Annotated in this window: 16 protein-coding genes and 4 pseudogenes; 9 read left to right on the top strand and 11 right to left on the bottom strand. The window is 59.4% G+C overall.

Features of this window, described 5'->3' with window-relative positions; all coding sequences use genetic code 11:
• Positions 1-23 precede the first annotated feature (23 nt).
• On the bottom strand, positions 24-1397 hold the full coding sequence (gene ppnN / locus E3W21_RS00330) for a nucleotide 5'-monophosphate nucleosidase PpnN (RefSeq protein ID WP_129443452.1): 1374 nt from the start codon (positions 1395-1397) through the stop codon (positions 24-26).
• Positions 1398-1608: 211 nt separating this feature from the next.
• On the opposite strand from ppnN, the gene E3W21_RS00325 reads away from it, so the two are divergent.
• Positions 1609-2136: a DUF3087 domain-containing protein gene (locus E3W21_RS00325; protein ID WP_134417136.1), complete on the top strand. Its 528-nt coding sequence runs from the start codon at positions 1609-1611 to the stop codon at positions 2134-2136.
• A gap of 3 nt (positions 2137-2139) precedes the next feature.
• On the opposite strand, the pseudogene E3W21_RS32225 reads toward E3W21_RS00325, so the two are convergent.
• A pseudogene (locus E3W21_RS32225) lies at positions 2140-2271 on the bottom strand (LysR family transcriptional regulator); the annotation flags it as partial.
• Positions 2272-2336: 65 nt separating this feature from the next.
• Here E3W21_RS32225 and E3W21_RS00320 point away from each other — a divergent pair.
• Positions 2337-2651: pseudogene (locus E3W21_RS00320) on the top strand (ATP-binding cassette domain-containing protein); the annotation flags it as partial.
• Positions 2652-2844: 193 nt separating this feature from the next.
• Positions 2845-4422 carry a sensor domain-containing diguanylate cyclase gene (locus tag E3W21_RS00315; RefSeq protein WP_134417135.1) on the top strand — a complete coding sequence of 526 codons (1578 nt, stop codon included), beginning with the start codon at positions 2845-2847 and terminating at the stop codon, positions 4420-4422.
• A 2-nt stretch (positions 4423-4424) separates the two neighbouring features.
• Here E3W21_RS00315 and E3W21_RS00310 read toward each other — a convergent pair.
• The 3 genes and pseudogenes from E3W21_RS00310 to dapA all read right to left on the bottom strand — a co-directional run bounded on the left by E3W21_RS00310 (position 4425) and on the right by dapA (position 6704).
• Positions 4425-5341, bottom strand: a pseudogene (locus tag E3W21_RS00310) (LysR family transcriptional regulator).
• Positions 5342-5393: 52 nt separating this feature from the next.
• Complete coding sequence (locus E3W21_RS00305; protein ID WP_046053487.1) at positions 5394-5768, bottom strand: DUF2784 domain-containing protein; 375 nt, start codon at positions 5766-5768, stop codon at positions 5394-5396.
• A gap of 60 nt (positions 5769-5828) precedes the next feature.
• Positions 5829-6704, bottom strand: coding sequence for a 4-hydroxy-tetrahydrodipicolinate synthase (dapA, locus tag E3W21_RS00300; RefSeq protein WP_134417134.1), 876 nt, complete (start codon positions 6702-6704; stop codon positions 5829-5831).
• Positions 6705-7121: 417 nt separating this feature from the next.
• On the opposite strand from dapA, the gene E3W21_RS00295 reads away from it, so the two are divergent.
• From E3W21_RS00295 to E3W21_RS31060, 3 genes are read left to right on the top strand one after another with little or no spacing between them, the layout of a single operon-like run.
• Positions 7122-7820: an AzlC family ABC transporter permease gene (locus tag E3W21_RS00295; RefSeq protein WP_134417133.1), complete on the top strand. Its 699-nt coding sequence runs from the start codon at positions 7122-7124 to the stop codon at positions 7818-7820.
• Positions 7820-8131, top strand: coding sequence for an AzlD domain-containing protein (locus tag E3W21_RS00290; RefSeq protein WP_166793800.1), 312 nt, complete (start codon positions 7820-7822; stop codon positions 8129-8131). Before E3W21_RS00295 ends, E3W21_RS00290 begins: the two co-directional genes overlap by 1 nt.
• A 60-nt stretch (positions 8132-8191) precedes the next feature.
• Positions 8192-8353, top strand: a complete 162-nt coding sequence (locus E3W21_RS31060) for a hypothetical protein (protein WP_165353281.1) — start codon at positions 8192-8194, stop codon at positions 8351-8353.
• A 63-nt stretch (positions 8354-8416) separates the two neighbouring features.
• Here the strand turns inward: E3W21_RS31060 and E3W21_RS00285 are convergent, their stop codons facing one another.
• The 6 genes from E3W21_RS00285 to E3W21_RS00260 form a co-directional block, all read right to left on the bottom strand.
• Positions 8417-8644, bottom strand: a complete 228-nt coding sequence (locus E3W21_RS00285) for a DUF6555 family protein (RefSeq protein WP_134417131.1) — start codon at positions 8642-8644, stop codon at positions 8417-8419.
• Between the two features lie 91 nt (positions 8645-8735).
• Positions 8736-9008, bottom strand: coding sequence for a hypothetical protein (locus E3W21_RS00280; RefSeq protein ID WP_134417193.1), 273 nt, complete (start codon positions 9006-9008; stop codon positions 8736-8738).
• A gap of 263 nt (positions 9009-9271) precedes the next feature.
• On the bottom strand, positions 9272-9952 hold the full coding sequence (locus E3W21_RS00275; protein WP_129443468.1) for an SOS response-associated peptidase: 681 nt from the start codon (positions 9950-9952) through the stop codon (positions 9272-9274).
• Positions 9953-10017: 65 nt separating this feature from the next.
• On the bottom strand, positions 10018-10731 hold the full coding sequence (locus E3W21_RS00270; RefSeq protein ID WP_134417130.1) for an ABC transporter ATP-binding protein: 714 nt from the start codon (positions 10729-10731) through the stop codon (positions 10018-10020).
• A 3-nt stretch (positions 10732-10734) separates the two neighbouring features.
• Positions 10735-11571 carry an ABC transporter permease gene (locus E3W21_RS00265; protein WP_134417129.1) on the bottom strand — a complete coding sequence of 279 codons (837 nt, stop codon included), beginning with the start codon at positions 11569-11571 and terminating at the stop codon, positions 10735-10737.
• Positions 11572-11620: 49 nt separating this feature from the next.
• Entirely contained in the window at positions 11621-12619 is a 999-nt protein-coding gene (locus tag E3W21_RS00260) for an aliphatic sulfonate ABC transporter substrate-binding protein (protein ID WP_134417128.1), read from the bottom strand.
• A 278-nt stretch (positions 12620-12897) separates the two neighbouring features.
• Here E3W21_RS00260 and E3W21_RS00255 point away from each other — a divergent pair, with 278 nt between their 5' ends.
• From E3W21_RS00255 to E3W21_RS00245, 3 genes and pseudogenes are all read left to right on the top strand, one after another.
• Positions 12898-13845 (top strand): ABC transporter substrate-binding protein, encoded by a 948-nt coding sequence (locus E3W21_RS00255; protein WP_134417127.1) that lies wholly within the window; start codon positions 12898-12900, stop codon positions 13843-13845.
• Between the two features lie 149 nt (positions 13846-13994).
• Complete coding sequence (locus tag E3W21_RS00250; RefSeq protein WP_134417126.1) at positions 13995-14894, top strand: polysaccharide deacetylase family protein; 900 nt, start codon at positions 13995-13997, stop codon at positions 14892-14894.
• 119 nt (positions 14895-15013) lie between these two features.
• Positions 15014-15257: pseudogene (locus tag E3W21_RS00245) on the top strand (DUF1652 domain-containing protein).
• Positions 15258-15427: the final 170 nt, after the last annotated feature.

The following is a 15427-nucleotide window of genomic DNA, read 5'->3' as shown; positions in this document are numbered from 1 at the left end:
GCTCCCACAGGGGGTATGGCCTGCTACGCAACCACTTGATAACACGGCACATACGCCGCGCCACCTGGCAGTTTCATCCGGTGCTGGGCGACGAAGGCCTTCAGCAGTTGATCCAGCGGTTGCATCACCGCCGCATCGCCACGGATCTGGTAAGGCCCGTGCTCTTCGATCAGGCGGATGCCCTTGTCCTTGACGTTGCCGGCGACGATGCCGGAGAACGCGCGGCGCAGGTTGGCGGCCAGTTCGTGGGCCGGCAGGTTGCGGCTCAGTTTCAGGTTGGCCATGTTTTCGTGGGTTGGATCGAACGGACGCTGGAAGCCTTCGTCGATCTTCAGCAGCCAGTTGAAATGGAACGCGTCATTGCGCTCGCGGCGGAACTGTTTGACTGCCTTTAGACCTTGAGTCATTTGACGCGCGACTTCAGCCGGGTCGTCGATGATGATTTCGTAATGTTGCTTGGCAGCGTCACCCAAGGTGGCGCCGACGAACGCATCCAGTTGCTCCAGATACGGCGCGGCATGTTTCGGTCCGGTGAGGACCACGGGGAAGGGCAGGCCAGCGTTGTCCGGGTGCATCAGGATACCGAGCAGGTACAGGAACTCTTCGGCGGTGCCGGCGCCGCCCGGGAAAATGATGATGCCGTGGCCGACGCGGACGAAGGCTTCCAGACGTTTTTCGATGTCCGGCAGGATCACCAGTTCGTTGACGATCGGGTTCGGCGCTTCGGCAGCGATGATGCCCGGCTCGGTCAAACCGAGGTAGCGGCCGCCGTGGATGCGCTGTTTGGCGTGGGCGATGGTCGCGCCTTTCATCGGGCCTTTCATCACGCCAGGACCGCAACCGGTGCAGATGTCGAGGCTGCGCAGGCCCAGTTCGTGGCCGACTTTCTTGGTGTATTTGTATTCTTCAGTATTGATCGAGTGGCCGCCCCAGCACACCACGATCTTCGGCTCGACGCCGGGGCGCAGGGTGCGGGCGTTGCGCAGCAGGTGGAACACGTAGTCGCTGATGCCCTGGGAGGTGCTCAGGTCGATGCGCTGGGCGTCGAGTTCGTTTTCGGTGTAGACGATGTCGCGCAGGGCGCTGAAGAGCATTTCCCGGGTGCTGGCGATCATTTCGCCATCAACGAAGGCGTCGGCCGGGGCGTTCAGCAGTTCCAGGCGTACGCCACGGTCCTGCTGGTGAATGCGGATTTCGAAGTCCTTGTAGGCCTCGAGGATGGTTTTGGCGTTATCAACATGGGCGCCGGTATTGAGGATGGCCAGGGCGCACTGGCGGAATAAGGTGTAGGTGCTGCCGGATCCGGCTTCGCTCAGTTGCTGTACTTCACGTTGAGAAAGGGTTTCCAGGCTGCCTTTTGGGCTGACCGAGGCGTTGATTACTTGTCGTTGGGTCATTCAATGATCCTTAAAACGATGCCATTCATACAGTCAAATGGCATCCGAATAGTATGTATCCATGAAAGAAGATGGCACGAACTGCGCTGTATCGCCATTTCCCCGTTTGACGATGAAAAGATGAAAAGGAGCCTCAGCATAGCTAAATCCCCTGCAGAGGCGATAATGCCCCGCAGCCTTTTTACCCATGCCCTCAAGGAACCCCGTCGCGATGTTCGAAATCCAGCCGCAGAACCCCGAACGCTATCGAAGCCAGACGCGACGCAGCACGATAATCATAGCCTTGATTTTCCTGGCCCTGGCGATGGTGTTGTCCACCACGGCGGTGGTGTTGTTCGGCGAACCCGGTGGCGACAATCTGCGATTTAACGTCGGCGGCGTGTTTGTGTCGGTGCTGCTGATGGCAGCGCTGATGCGCGGCACGTTCTGGACCCAGCCATGGATGGCCCCGGCGGTTTACGGCTGGCAGCTCAAGCGCAGCTTAATGAGCATCACCAACGTCATGCATCAGGTGACGGCGGCGGTGGAGAAGGAGGATCCGACGGCCATGAAGCTGTTGCGTTTCTACCATCTGGGGTTGAGCCAGATGCACGAGTTGGACGGCAACTCCAGTGATCACAGCCAGTTGACCCGCGAGATGGATCAGCACAAGGCGCGGATGGAGGCGCTGGGTATCGACACCGAACAGATGCAATTGAATCCGGCCTGGATCGAGGCCGTGAAGCAGGCGCGCGCCTGACCGCGGTAACTGCTGACTGGTTTCCAGCTCGCGCAGCGCTTTCGTCACGGCGGCCTGGGAGATGTCCAGTGAACGCGCGGCGGCGCGGATGCGCTGTATCAACCATCTCGAACAACCGTCCGCCGGGCGCATCATCGTGAATGCCGAAGAACTGCTCACCCGCAAGAATTCTCGGGGTGATTTGTGTGCGGGTCCAGCGCTCCGGCGGCCAGCAACAGCGCGTCGCCATCGCTCGGGCGCTGGCGATGGAGCCGCAAGTGATGCTGTTCGACGAACCGACTTCCGCCCTGGACCCCGAACTGGTGGACGAGGTGCTCAAAGGCATGCAGTAGCTGGCCGAAGAGGGCCGGACGATGGTGGTGGTCACCCATGAAATGGCGTTTGCCCGGCAGGTGTCGAACCACGTCATGTTTTTGCATCAGGGACGGGTTGAAGAACAAGGGGCACCGTCTACTGTTCTGGAGAAGCTTGGCAGCGAGCGGTTGCAGCAATTTCTGGCGGGGAACCTCAAGTAACGCAAAACACTGGCCCACCTGTCGAACGTTCATGCGGATACTTCTCGCGTCATTCACCTTTCGGGTGTTTGATGAGGCATAGTCGCCTGGCATCAGGCGGCTCATACCCGTCAGGGGGCATAAAAAGGGCGAACGGGAAGATTCGCCGTGTGATCAGCATTCAGGGATCAGGGATCAGGGATCAGGGAGCGTCATGGGTCATCCGTCCGTCAACAATCGAATTGAACAATCGCGCCATGGCGTACCTTGGGTCGCCGAGCAAGCCGGGGCAACTCTCAAAGTTCGCTCTGCGGTGATTCTGCTGGTCGCGGTGTGCCTGTCCATGACGGCTATCGTGATTTGGGAATCCTGGAACTCGCGCCAGTACCATCTGCACGACAAAGAAGTGGCGATGTCCAACCTTGCGCAGACCCTGGCCTCGCAAGCACAGGCGTCGATCAAGCAAGCCGATACGCTGCTGTTGACCCTGGTGGATCGCCTCGAAAACGACGGCATCGACCAGGCCCGGATGCCCCGGCTGGAGCGTTTACTCAAGGCCCAGCGCAGTGAGTTGAGCCAGCTCCATGGCTTGTTTATCTATGATGAAGAAGGGCGCTGGATTGCCAATTCCAATGGCGCCGTCGTGCCGGATGCCAACAACGCCGATCGTGAGTATTTTATCTTCCATCGCAATCATCCCGACCGCGGTCCCCACATCGGCCCCTCGATCAAGAGTCGTTCGAGCGGTGAATGGATCATGACGGTGTCCCGCCGCGTCAATCATCCGGATGGCCGTTTTGCCGGCGTGGCGTTGGCAACGATTTATCTCAGCCATTTCCTCGGGCTCTACGACAGCATCGACATGGGTCATAACGGCGTGATCAACCTGATCGCCGACGATGCCACCATCGTCGTCCGCCGGCCGTTCAAAGAAGCTGAAATCGGCATCAGCGTCGCCAAGGGACCGTTGTTTACGCAACTGTTGCCCAAGGGCAATTCAGGCACGGCAATGGTCCCGTCCTATGTGGATGGCGTCGAGCGTGTGGTCGGATTTCGCAGGGTCGACGGTTATCCGCTGATCATCTTTGCGGCGCTGAACAAAGATGAAGTCCTGGCCGCCTGGCGTAAGGAGGTACTGCTGAGTGCCGGGATCGTCTCGTTATTCCTGGGGTTTCTGGGCGTCCTCGGTTATCGCCTCATTCGCCTCATGAGGCAGCAGAACCATGTGCAGGGCGTATTGCTGGATACGCAGGAAAAACTGATCGAGGTTAACCGCAGTCTTGAGTTGCTGGCGCTGGAGGACGCGCTGACCGGACTGTCCAACCGGCGTCAGTTCGATCTGTTCATCCTCGCCGAAATGGGCCGCGCCAGGCGCAACCAGACCCACCTCGCGCTGCTGATGATCGATGTCGATCACTTCAAGAGCTTCAATGATCTTTACGGCCATGTGGCCGGCGATGAGTGTTTGCGCAACATCAGCACGATCATCAGGGACAACATCAAGCGCCCCGGTGACCTGTCTGCCCGCTATGGTGGCGAAGAATTTGCGGTGGTACTGCCCGGCACCGACTACGTGGGGGCGTTTCTGGTGGCGGAAAAAATCCGCCGCGCTGTTCAGCAGGCCGGCATCCGACACAGTGAAGGGGCTGAAGGCACGGTGACGGTCAGCCTGGGGGTCGCCGCTTACGATCCGGCGTCACAAGCCCAGCCCAGCGACCTGGTGGGGGCCGCCGACAAGGCGCTTTACGTGGCCAAGGCCAGCGGCCGGAACATGAGCGTCATTGCCAACTGAATTCAAACAAACCGGTCACTGCCCTGAACCAGTTTGGTGGACAGGTACGATTGCTTGAGTTTTTCCAGCCACCAGCCCAAGGCGCGGCCGTCGTGATCGCCACGCCAGCCGGCATACAAGATATTCGGCTCACGCGGGTCGGCCATCTGTTTTTCAACCAGCGTGCCGTTTTTCAGCAACGAGCCGACCCGATGCTTCGGTAACCAACCCACGCCCAACCCGTCGCACTGGGCGAGGATCTTGGCGCGTATGGTCGGCACAGCGAGCACCGGTTGGCCGCCGGAGACGCCGTAAGTGCTGCCCTCGGTAACCCTGGACGAATCGGCCACGACAATCGCCCGATGCTGCGCAACCATGGCGCGTGAAATCGGCTCCTGGGCCCTGGCCAGCGGTGCCTGGGTGACACCGCGAACACCCATTCCATTTCCCCCAGTTGCATCCAGCGCAAGGAGGGGATCGCCGGTGGCTCGTTGGTGGCGCCGATGATCAGGTCCGCGCGGCCTTCACGCAGGGCTTCCCAAACACCTTTGAGGACTTCCTGAGTGATGCGCAACGGCACGCCGGATTCCAGCGCATCGAACTCGTGAATCACCGGGATCAACGCTTCGAATTCGAGCAACTCATCGGTGACGATCCATAGCCGGCTCTCCCAGCCATTGGCCACTTGCTGCACCCGCTGGGTCAGCCGCGAGACGTCTTGCATCAGTCGCGCCGCCTCGTTCACCAGCAACTCACCCGCCGGGGTCAGTTGCAAGCGGTAGCGACGACGGTCGAACAGCAAGGCGTCAAAGCGTTCCTCCAGTTGTCGCGCGGCGTAGGACACCGTCGAGGGCGCCTTGCCCAAGTGGGCCGCGGCCCGGGACAGGCTGCCGGTTTCCCGGATGGCTTCGAGCAGCGTGAGATCTTCAATCGACAACATGGGCAGAGTCCTTGAACGAACAAGATCAAAAGATCGCAGTCTGCGGCAGCTCCTACGCGCCCGTTGGGCGCTGCCACAGCCTGATCAACCGAAGGTAGACCAGCACGTTGATCGCCAGCACCACGCTGCCCAGTCCCAGCTGAATCGCCGGTGTCAGGCCCGCCGGGTAAATGACCGGCCACACGTAATGTTCGATGAAACCGCCGCTATAACCGGTTTGCCCGGCCGCGTCGCGCATGAGGTTTTCCCACTGCGTCAGCGGGCAGGTCAGGTGGAAGACTTCCACCGACACACCCCACACCGCCGCGGGCAGGTGCCACCAGATCAGGGGGCGCCATTTGAGCACCAGCAGCCCGCCGAACAGCACGAACAGAATGAACAACAGATGAAACAGGACCAGCCCGTCGGCGGCGATTCGGTAAAGCATGTCGACTCCATGACGCGTTATGCGAATGGCTCCATGGTACTCGGGCTGGTTGCTGGCGCTCTATCGATTGTTGCTGTTCAACGCCGCCAGTACTTCCTTCAGACGCACCGCCATGGCTACGCTGCTGCGTTGCATCGGCGCGCGCAGTTCGTCGTCGATCAAGCCTTCAAGGGCCAGGGCGGTTTTCACCGGGGCGGGATTGGGCTCGATGAACAGGCTGTGAATCAGCGGCAGCAGTTGGAAGAATGTTGCTCGACCAGCCGCTAACCGGTTGTCGCGGATCTGTTGATACAACACCACGAACAGCTCCGGATGAACATGCGCCGAAGCGGCAATGGCGCCTTTGGCGCCCAGGCACAAGGCGCTGAAGATCTGGTTATCTTCGCCGCACAGCACGTCGACCTTGCCACTGCCTAGCAGTGCCAGGGTGTTGGACTGATTGCCGCCGCAATCCTTGATCGCGACGATTCGCTCATGGGCGACGATGTTGAGCAGGGTTGCCTGCTCGAACGCCACGCCGGTGCGGTAAGGGATGTCGTAAAGAATGAGCGGAACGCTGGAGGCATCGGCGACGGCTTTGAAAAACGCTTCGAGGCCCGCCTGGGAAGGGCGGATGTAATACGGCGGCGGTACCAGCAAACCGGCCAGTGGACGTTTCAGGATTTCGCTCTGAAATTGCAGCAGCTCGGTCATATTGTTGCCGGCCAGGCCCATGACCACCCGTTCCGCCGGCACCTGCGCGAGCACCGCATCGAGCACCGCCAGTTGCTCGTGTTTGCTCAGTGCCGCCGCTTCCGCCGTGGTGCCGCAGACCACAACGCCATCGACACCTTTTTCCAGCAGATGATTGACCAACCGGCGCAAGCCGACGAAATCGATCGCACCGTTGCGAAACGGTGTAACGAGAGGGACCCAGATACCTTGAAACGATGACATGCACTTACTCCTGAAGGTTGACCGATTTCGTCACCGTCAGAAGCGTAGAAGGCAGTAAGCAAGGGAGGGTGTCCGTCGCGCTCAATGTCCTGTCAGCTCATCTGACGGGACAGCGCGCCCCGGTCACATGAGCGACTGTTTCTTCGATTTGAGGGCGTGCGCAACGCAACCTTGCGCCTTGGCATTCAAGCCAATGACGACAGTGTTGAGGTTGAAGGTTGCGGACATACTTGCTTACACCCTGAATGAGGCGCTCAGTTTTAAAAGCCGGCGCGATTTTTGTCAATCGCGAAAATCAGCGAGCTCCGCACGCATTCTGCCGTTGTGCCTGGCCGCGGACCAAGTGCGCAAGATTGTTCAAGCCTTCGGCCATGACTGCTGGCACAGTCTGAAGTCTTTCCCTGGTTGTAGAGCGTTATGTCCAATTCACTCATGCCGCGCAGTGCCTTTCTTCGCGGCGCTGCGGCGATCATGCCGTTGTCCCTGGCCACCGCGCCCTGGGGACTGCTGGCCGGCTCCATGGCCATCGAGGCCAATCTCACGCCCCTGCAAGGCCAGGGGTTGTCGAGCATCGTGTTTGCCGGGGCGGCGCAACTGGTGGCGATCGGCATGCTCAAGGGCGGTGCCGGGATCTTTTCGATTTTGCTGACGACGCTGCTGCTGACCTCCCAGCATTTGCTCTACGGGATGAGCCTGCGTTCGGTGATTTCGCCGTTGCCGGGTCGCTGGCGTGTGGGGTTGGGCTTTTTGCTCACCGATGAGCTGTTCACCCTGACCAGTGCGCATGACAAACAACAGTTCAACCGCTGGTACGCGTTGGGTGTCGGCCTGACGTTTTACATCGCCTGGAACCTCTTCACCCTGGCCGGCATCGTGCTGGGCAGCAGCATTCCGGGGCTGGAACATCTGGGACTGGACTTCTCCATCGCGGCGACTTTTATCGCCCTGATCACCCCCGTGGTGCGGAACGTGCCGACCGTGGTGTGTGTGGCGGTGTCGCTGTTCTGCTCGGTGCTGTTCAGCTACTGGCAATGGGGCTCGGCGCTAGTACTGTCGGGGTTGGCGGGCATGACCGCAGGCTTTATCTGCAACAAATTCTACGGTGGACGCACATGATGGTCTGGGCGGTTATTTTTGGCATGGGGCTATTGGTGTTCCTCAACCGCTATGTGTTTCTGGAGCCGCGGCTGCCCGTGCGCTTGAGCAGTAATGCGCTGCAGTTCCTGGGGTTTGCGGTGCCGGGCATGTTGACGGCGATCTGCGGGCCGATCGTGTTCATGCCGGACAAGCAGCTGAATCTGCAGTGGGACAACCCGTACCTGATCAGTTCGCTGGTGGCGGTGGGGCTGGTGCTTTACACCCGCAATACCTTGCTCAGCATGTTGTTGAGCATGGGATTCTTCTTTTTGCTGCGTTGGTGGCTCTAAGTCGTTCCCGTCGAAACTGTTCTACGCTTAAAGGGGACCCCTACAGGAAGAGAGGTGAGCATGGCTAATGATCCAAAGCGTCCGGACCCGGATGAAGATGTGGATGACGAACCCACGGAAGAGGAAATCGAGCGGCAGAGGCGTTCGACGCCGGACTGGAAGCACCCCGACGACGGTAAAGAACTGTCAGACCGCGACCAGGAACGTCCGCTGAAGCCTTGACCGATCTGCACATACAAAAAAGCCCCGCTATCAAACGGGGCTTTTCATTGGGCGATTATTAAATCAGATCGCTTCATTCCAGCGAATGTGCGTAATACCCAATTGTTGCGCTTTGATGCGCGCGGTTTCGAGGTTGGCGTGTGCGGCGATTTGACGGTCGGAGTCGGGATAAGCATGGGCGGACGCCGAATGTATCGCCTCGACATCGGAAAACTGTTCGACCAGTTTGAAAAAGTGCTGACGAACGCCGTCGAACATATAGTGCACGGCATAGGGGATGAGTTTGCTCATATATTCCTCCTTGGGCCGAAGCTCAGTTTTTGAGAGTGGCTCGATGTCGGGTTCGTTCAGTTCTTTGGCTGAATGAACCCGGTCCATCAACTCAAACCTCTTCCAGCGTCAGAAAATCGGGGTGGGAGGCCCGATAACCCAAGGTCTTGTCGATCCAGGCGTTCAGCTCGTTGACCATGACTGGAGGTTTACCCGGATAGCGTTCGAGGGTTGTACGCAGGAGGTCGCCGATAGTGGCAATTGAATGCAGGTTGCGGGTCTTTATGTATTGCCCGATAAAACAGTCGAGTGGGTAATGTTCTGTCTTCGAAAGATAAACACACGCCAGACCATCGGCTTGATTAATTATGAAATCGTCGCGCAATTTAATTCTCTGCAAGGTTTGTTGTTGTAGGGATCTCCTTGGTTTATTGACTCTTTGGTCAATTGCGGGGTGCCGAGGGAATGCGGCGCGCATGCTATCCATAGTTATTCTGAATGTATCGAAATGTCAGACAGGCGGTTAATAGTTAAATCGCCAAACAAAGGCAAGTGTTTCTTGGATGAGACGACCTGTGTAACGATTAAGTGTTGAATATGTATATATAACTGTTGCTTATTCCTGCATTTATGTCTGTATTGATACGTTCAGGGTGTTTCATCAATCAGTGCAACGCCTTGATTTCTTGAATTGCCCACTGCTCTGTCAACCTTGTACCACTCGAAAACCTCGCTGACTTCACCCTGCAACAGCGCCATCTGCTCTGCGCGTTCTTTGGGGGTGGCCGGGTCAAGCCATTCCCGCGCCAGCGGCGCAGACAACACCACGGGGCGCCGGTCATGAATGTCGAGCATGCCGCCCGCACTGTCGGCGGTGATGATCACAAAACCGTCGTCGGCCCGCGACTCACCCCCCGCGCCGGGAAACTGTCCGATCGCCGCGCATAAAATCGGCGCCCGGTCCCGTCGGCGGATGAGCCACGGTTGCCTCGTCGAATCCCCGGTGTCGACCCATTCGAACCAGTTGTCGATCGGCACGATCGCGCGGTGCGGCCAGATCGCCCGGAAGAAGGCGCCGTGGGCGACTTTTTCGACCCGTGCATTGATCGGTGCCGCCCGATCCTTCGCCCAGTGCGGCCGCCATCCCCAGCGCTGAAAATCGGCGTGCAAGCCGTTGCTCTCCAGATGCAGGAGGGCGAGTTGCGTGGTGGGCGCCGCGTTGTAGCGGGCCAGCGGTTCATCACCGACGTGGTTGATCAACGCGTCGGGGATGCTCAGCACGGCGACAAAATCGTGAATGCCACGGTACTGCGACAGGCGTCCGCACATAGGCCGATGCTCCCATTGAAGAGCTCCGATTGAAGAACTCTGACTGGAGATTTCAGCTTAGTTGCTCAGATCACATGGGCGCGCTGCAACTCGGTCAACGACAAGGCCTTGAGGCGAGCGAGCAGCGGGTCGCGCCGGTCACGAGGATGGGCCAGTTGCACCGCAAGCTCCTGACGAATGCTGCTGGGGCGATTGTCCATCACCAGCACCCGATCACTGAGGTACAGCGCTTCATCCACGTCGTGGGTCACCAGCAGCAGGGCGATGGCGTGACGTTCGCCCAGTTGCAGCAGCAGGTCCTGCAGTTTCATTCGGGTAAAGGCGTCCACCGCGCTGAAGGGTTCGTCGAGCAACAGCACCTGCGGTCGCGAGTAGAGGCCGCGAGCCATCGCCACCCGCTGCGCCATGCCACCCGACAGCGCTTTGGGCAGGGCTTGAGCAAAACCGCCGAGGCCGACTTCGTCGATCAGTTGCGCGACCCAGGCTTTGTCGTATTGGTTGTCGGCGCTGAAACCGATGTTCTGTTCGACTGTCAGCCATGGCATCAGTCGCGGCTCCTGGAACACAAAAGCGACTTCCCCGGCGCTGCTGAACACTTCGCCCTCAAAGTCCTTTTCCAGGCCGGCGATGATCCGCAGCAACGTGCTTTTCCCGCAGCCGCTGGGGCCCAGCAGGCTGACGGCCTCCCGGGGTTGCAATTGCAAATGGATGTTCTTGAGCACGGTGGTAGCGGCGAAGGTTTTGCGCTCGACGCGAATGTCCAACAGGTGGTCGGTCATGGCTCAATCCTCTGCGTTTTGGCCGTTGAAGGTGTCGCGCCAGGCGAGGAAACGTTTCTCCAGGCCGGCGAGGATGCCGTCGCTGAGTTTGCCCAACAGCGCCAGCACGATGATTGCCGCCAGCACGATGTCCGGGCGTGAAGTCTCGCGACCGTCGCTGAGCAGATACCCCAAGCCTTTGGTCGCGGCGATCAGTTCGGCGGCGACCAAAAACATCCAGGCCAGGCTCATGCCGCTGCGCAACCCGGTGAACAGACCGGGCAGGGCGGCGGGCAGCAAAATTCGGCGCACCAGTCGCGGCCGGCTGAAACCGTACATCTGCCCGACTTCCACCAGTTTGCGGTCGATGTCGCGGATCGCCGCGACGCCGTTGAGGTACACCGGGAAGAAGGCACCGATGGCGATCAAGACGATTTTCGAGGTCTCGTCGATGCCCAGCCACAGCAGCAACAGCGGTACCCAGGCCAGACTTGGAATCGAGCGCAGGCCGGCGAACGTCGGCTCCAGCCAGGCTTCGGCTTCGCGGCTCAAACCGACCCACGCAGCAAACACCAGGGCCAGACCGGCGCCGATGGCGAAACCCAACAGCACCCGCAACAGGCTGGCGCTGATGTGCTTCCACAGCGCGCCTTCGGCGAGGTCGCTCAAGGTCAGCGCGATCTCGCTGGGGGCCGGCATTTGGTAGGACGGCAACCAGCCGATACGCACGACGAATTCCAGCACGAGGAGGATCAGCACCGGTAGGGCGAGGGCCTTGAGGCGGAGTTTCCAGGCGTTGTTGAGGCGTCGGAGTGCGGGCAATGCCAGCGGGGCGGACAGGTGTTTGCTTTTGCTGGTCATTGGGTTCTCCGGTCACGACGAATCAAGATCAAGAGATCGCAGCCTCGTTTCACTCGACAGCTCCTACACGAGCCACGGTTTCTTTGAAGCCGATGTCGATCAGTTGGTCGATCACTTGATCGACATTCACCCCACGACGAACCAGTTCTTCGGAAACCAGGATCGGTGCGGCAGCCTTGGAGGCGATCACATCCTTGGCGGTCAGTTGCGGGCTGCTCAGGTCGGTGCGCGACAATTGCAGCTTGGCCACTTCCAGCGGCAGACCGGATTCGCCAGCGAGTAGCTTCGCCAGTTCCTCGGGATTTTTTACCGCCCACTCGCGAGCTTGCTCGTAGGCATTCAGTACGGTGTCGATGGTGTGTGGGTGTTCTTTGGCATAGCTGTCGGTGACGCTGACCACGCCGTAACTGTTGAAATTAGTGTTGCGATAGAGCAACCGGGAGCCGGCCTGAACCTGGCTCGCGGCCATGTGCGGATCGAGTCCGGCCCAGGCGTCGACGTCACCTTTTTCCAGCGCAGTGCGACCGTCCGGGTGCTGCAAATGCACCAGTTCCACATCGTCTTTGCCCAGGCCTGCCTGTTGCGGGCTGCGCAGGGTAAACAGGTACGGATCGGTGCCCTTGGTGGCGGCGATTTTTTTACCTTTCAGATCGGCCACGGTTTTGTAGGGCGAATCCTTGCGCACCACCAACGCCGTCCATTCGGCGCGGCTGTAGACGTAAACCGATTTGATAGGGCTGCCATTGGCGCGGCTCAGCACGGCGGCGAGGCTGGCGGAGGAGGCGAAGTCGACGCCGCCGCTGTTGAGGTATTCCAGCGAGCGGTTGCTGCCCTGGCTCAGCACCCAGCTGACCTTGGTCTGTGGCAGGGCTTTTTCCAGAAAGCCGAAGTGTTTGAGCACCAGGCTCACGGGCGAGTAATAGGCGTAATCCAGATGCACTTCGGCCGGTGGCGCTTCAGCGGCCTGGGCAAGCGGTAGCAGGCTCAGCGCCAGGGCGCAAGCGCTGAGCAGAGACCTGACGTGGGGAAAACGGAAGGTGGTTTTCATGGGACAGCTCCAGGCAAGGCGGCGAGGTTCTTATTTCCAAAAAATCATTTTTTATAAAAGCTTCCTGCATAAAAGGAATATTGCAGGCTCTGTGCCATGTTTTACATGACGAGTGTTTTCAAGGCCTTGGCGCTGAAGCAAGGGAAAACAGACTGTTTAGTCGCTGTTGCTGGGCAAACACTGTTCGCTGCTGGTCATGAGCTTATGCATAAATCGAATTTTAAAAGCCTCTTGTAAGAGCGTTATGGTCTATCGCAATAACCCTCAAGGAGCCCCCGATGAACCTGTCCCGATTCGTGCGCAGTCTGCTGACCAGCGCACTGTTCGCCGCACCACTGGCTTACGCCGCCGAGCCCGTCGTCCTGCACGTCGGTGATCAGAACTACTACAACGTTCGCGCTTCGGTGGAGGCATCGGGCGTACTGAAAGACGCGCCTTATACTGTCGACTGGAAGCACTTCCAGGCCGCCGCGCCGCTGGCCGAAGCGCTGAACACCGGCGCGCTGGATCTGGGTTTTCTCGGCGATTCGGGTTTTCTGTTCCTCGCCGCCAAACAGGCACCGGTGAGACTGATCGGCGTGTCGCGGCAAAACCCCGACACCATCGCCTTGCTGGTGCCCAAGGACTCACCGGTCAAAACCATCGCCGATCTGAAGGGTAAGAAAGTCGCTTATTGGCCCGGTGCCTGGAGCCAGCAACTGACCCTGCGCGCCCTGGAAAAAGCCGACCTGCCGGAAGACTATGTCGACTTCATCAAACTGATGCCGATCGATGCCGCCGCCGCGTTGCCTCAGGGCAGCATCGACGCATTCCCGGTCTGGGAACCCTACATCTCCCAGCAGATTCTGTTCTCCGGCGCCCGGCCGATCCTCACCGCCAAGAACCTGATGCCCGGCCTGAGCGCCATCGCCGCCTCGACGCCGTCGATCGACAGCAAACGCGAAGCCATTGCCGACTTTCTGGTGCGCCTGAAAAAGGCCCGGGCCTGGGTCGACAATCACACCGACGAGTACGCCGATCTCTGGGCGAAGAAAGCCAACCTTGACCAGAACGTCTCGCGCCATTGGTTGCGCCAGGCCCACATGACCGTCGGCCCGGTGGATGCGCAGGCCGCAAAGGATCTGCAAAGCACCGCGGACTTCCTGTTCAAGGTAAAAGCGCTGCCGGCTGCGTTGGCGACTGCACCGATTATCGACAGCTCGTTTCAGCAGGCGTTTGACCAGTAACCCACGATGCCGGGCAGCACTGGAACCAAACACTGTGTACCCTTATCCAACCTCGGCCCGCAGCGACCTGCGGGCCGACGAAGGATGAACGGGCGAAGGATTTTTGCCCTTTGAAGTGTTGATCGTAACGGTCTGGCCCAAGGCAAAACATGAAACAGCTGTTCAAGGTTCTATCTGCATTCATCATCGCCACAGGGCTGGTTGGGTGCATCGCTTCTCCCATCGAAATGACGCCGCAGACCGAACAGCGTCTGAGTGCGCAACCACCGATCCGTTTCCTGCTGACCTTCGACGACGGTCCCAGCGCATCGAGTTTCTGGAATCCGACGATGACGGTGCTCGACAGTCTGGCCACTAACCCGGTGCAACCGAACCTCAAAGCGGTGTTCTTCGTGCAGACCCGTGCCTCACGAGCCGGCGGCAGTGAAATAGGGCGCCAGGTCATGCATCGCGAACAGGCCGAAGGTCAGATCCTGGGCTTTCACACGGCCACGCCCGGGCACACCAATCATCGCTCCCTGGACCCACAGGAACTGGAACAGTCCCTCACCAACGGCAGCGCCGACATCGCTGCGATCACCGGTGCTCCACCGACCCTGGTGCGCCCGCCATTCTGGAACTACGACAAACGCACTTTCGCGGCCTATCAGCAACACGGCATGCATGTGCTGCTGACCGATCTGAGCGCTAATGACGGCAAGATCTGGGGCTTCAACGCCAGCCCCCGGCGGCGGGCCCACTTCTTGCGCACAATTTCCGAAGTGCGCGAGCGCATCGCCCTTGGCGAATTACCGGTGGTGGACGGGGTGATTCCGGTGGTGGTGACCTTCCACGACCTCAATCGCTATACCGCCCGGCATACTCGCGAGTACCTGCAAATCCTGCTCGACAGTGCACAGGCTGCCGGTGTGAAAACCGCCGAAAAGCCGTTTTACGACGACACGGCAGCGCTGCAACGGGCCGCCATGGCGCGTACCGTTCGCGACAGTTCACCGCCGGTTAAATTGCCGGGGCTCTGGAATTGGATCTGGGGTGGGGATTCTCACTGAAAGGTCGCCAAAGTGAGAAACAGCTAACACTTATTTTCAGCATTGGCGAGCGCAGGATGGGAAAAGCCCATCTATGCTGAGCAAGTTGGATCCGATTAATGGCCACGGAGGCGCCTGTCATGGTTTCAGTTCCTGAGCTTTGCCGCATTGTTGAGTCCGGTTTTCAACCGCGTTCCTGTGCCTGCACGGTGAATCCGGACGGAACGTTACGGATCAAAGTCTACGAACCCGCCGCCGGGCGAATTGATCTGTTGATTACTGGAGTATCGCCAGCACGGCTGACNCACCGTTCGCGATATCTCCAATCTGATTGGCGAGTTGCGCATCGAGATGCGCGCCGGTCGTCGGGCGTTTGCCGGCTGAAGTGGATCTATGTAACAGCTGGCGTAGCCTGCGTTCGGTTCGGGCCGCGTTCGGACGAAGCGGTCGTGAAATCAGGCACTGCGGTGTTTCAGGTGAACTGCGGATACCGGTTTTACGACTGCTTCGTCCGAACGCGGCCCGAACCGAACGCAGGCTTCGCCAGCTGCGGA

It is taken from the genome of Pseudomonas sp. F01002 (genome assembly GCF_004402115.1).
GTDB lineage: Bacteria > Pseudomonadota > Gammaproteobacteria > Pseudomonadales > Pseudomonadaceae > Aquipseudomonas > Aquipseudomonas frigoris.
The sequence above is the reverse complement of the archived record's forward strand: the minus strand, read 5'-3'. Positions and strand labels throughout refer to the sequence as shown.